Here is an 833-nt window from a genome sequence, read left to right on the forward strand (position 1 = left end):
TCAAACTCCGGAGCCTGCTCCAAAATCAGATGCGCATTCGTCCCCGAAATACCGAACGCCGACACCCCCGCACGACGCACACGATCCACCACCGGCCAATCCCGAGTCTCCGTCACCACCTCCACCCCACCCGACGACCAATCCACCAACGGCGTCGGCACATCCACATGCAACGACCCCGGCACCACCCCCGCCCGCAACGCCATCACCATCTTGATCACACCCGCCACACCCGCAGCAGCCTGCGCATGACCAATATTCGACTTCAACGAACCCAACAACAACGACCCACCCACACGACCACGCCCATACACCCCCAACAACGCCCCCACCTCAATCGGATCACCCAACCGAGTCCCCGTCCCATGACCCTCCACCACATCCACCCCAGACGGCCCCAACCCCCCACTCGCCAACGCCGCACCAATCACCCGCTCCTGCGACGGACCCGACGGCGCCGTCAAACCATTCGACCCACCATCCTGATTCACCGCAGAACCCCGCACCACCGCCAACACCCGATGACCACGCTCCCGCGCCACCGACAACCGCTCCAACACCACCACCCCCACACCCTCCCCCCACCCCGTCCCATCCGCACCACCCGCAAACGCCCGACACCGCCCATCACCCGACAACCCACCCTGCCGAGAAAACTCCACAAACAACCCCGGCGCCGCAATCACCGTCACCCCACCCGCCAACGCCACATCACACTCACCCAACCGCAACCCCTGACACGCCAAATGCAACGCCACCAACGACGACGAACACGCCGTATCCACCGAAATCGACGGACCCTCCAACCCCAACACATACGACACACGACCCGA

At 64.3% G+C, this 833-nt stretch carries 1 protein-coding gene; it reads right to left on the minus strand.

Annotation, left to right across the window (positions count from 1 at the left end; genetic code table 11):
* Positions 1-833, minus strand: an 833-nt coding sequence (locus AC0AIB_RS31025; RefSeq protein ID WP_465098050.1) for a beta-ketoacyl synthase N-terminal-like domain-containing protein, incomplete at both ends; no start/stop codon positions are given.

It is taken from the genome of Micromonospora sp. DSM 43699 (assembly GCF_055517075.1).